This window comes from Wolbachia endosymbiont of Pentidionis agamae, from assembly GCF_036711655.1.
In the GTDB taxonomy this organism is placed as follows: Bacteria; Pseudomonadota; Alphaproteobacteria; order Rickettsiales; family Anaplasmataceae; genus JAZHPY01.
In genome coordinates this window covers 1-1,192 of record NZ_JAZHPY010000136.1, presented here as the reverse complement: position 1 = coordinate 1,192, position 1,192 = coordinate 1, and the positions used below count along the sequence as shown (strand labels likewise).

Sequence of the window (1,192 nt, the reverse complement as noted above, 5' to 3'; positions counted from 1 at the left end):
TTGGAAAGCACCAACTTATGGGAGCATTTATGGCAACAATGCCAAGAGGATATAAGGGTATTTTTAAACGTGAAGGAAGAACTGCGCTGCCGATACAAGAAATAAAATTACCACTTGAGCCTGAGGCATCAAAAATAATAAAAGAGCTTGTTAATTATGACACTGAAAAAGTGTTTGAGAAATATTTCCGCCGTGAATTGGACGTATTTAATTTATGAATTGTCAAGTTACTTTGCCACTTGTTACAGAGCTCATTGAACAGCAATTTCCAAAGTGGGCTCATTTACATATTAGACCAGTTGAATTCTGCGGTGTAGACAATAGAACTTTTCGTTTGGGTAAAGAAATGTTGATAAGACTGCCAAGTGCTGAAAATTATGCTCTACAAGTTTTGAAAGAACAAAAATTGCTGAAGGTGCTAGCGCCACATTTATCATTGTCTATTCCTGAACCGCTAGCAATGGGACAACCTTCAAAGAATTATCCGTGGAATTGGTCAATATATAGGTGGATAGAAGGAAAAAGTGCCAATATGCTAAGTATAGACGACTTCAATCTACGAACCATTGCTGTTCAATTGGCTCAGTTTTTGAAAGAGTTACATAAGATTGATGCTGAAGGAGGCCCTAATGCTGGACTTCATAACTACTGGCGTGGTGGTCATGTCAAAATTTATGATGTAGAGACGAGATCTTCCATTAAGGAATTACAGGGCTGTGTTGATACTAAAACTGCAATAGCTGTTTGGGAGAGAGCAATAAGTTCAAAATGGGATAGAAGTCCAGTATGGGTCCATGGTGATCTTGCAAGTAGTAATATTATAGTAAAAGAAAAATGCTTAACAGCAATAATTGATTTTGGTTGTATGGGTATGGGGGATCTAGCATGTGATTTAGTGATTGCTTGGACGTTTTTGAGAAATGAAAGCCGAGAGATTTTCAGATTAAATCTGTGCTTGGATTCTGATACATGGGCTAGAGCACGTGGTTGGGCATTATGGAAAGCTCTTATTACAATAATGTCGCTCAAAGATAAGAGCAGTAAAGAAGCTATAGAACAACAGAGAATTATTAATGATGTTTTAAATGAAAATCTTTTATGGTAGTATTTTGGAATAATTTACATAAAGCAATTTGTGCTACGCTAAAGGAAGAAATACCGGCAATTCAAACATGTGAAGTTTATCATCCAG

The 1,192-nt window shown here is 36.7% G+C and carries 1 protein-coding gene and 1 pseudogene; both read left to right on the top strand.

All coding sequences use genetic code 11. The annotated features are described in order from the left end of the window. Positions 1-218 (top strand): annotated as a pseudogene (locus V6U76_RS05320) (phage tail protein); the annotation flags it as partial. Continuing rightward, positions 215-1,105, top strand: a complete 891-nt coding sequence (locus V6U76_RS05315; RefSeq protein WP_333024102.1) for an aminoglycoside phosphotransferase family protein — start codon at positions 215-217, stop codon at positions 1,103-1,105. The pseudogene V6U76_RS05320 and the gene V6U76_RS05315, both read left to right, overlap by 4 nt. The last annotated feature ends 87 nt before the right edge of the window (positions 1,106-1,192 follow it).

Coding starts and splice junctions, on each gene's coding strand:
- V6U76_RS05315 (WP_333024102.1), top strand. CDS start 215: ATGAATTGTCAAGTTACTTTGCCACTTGTTACAGAGCTCATTGAACAG.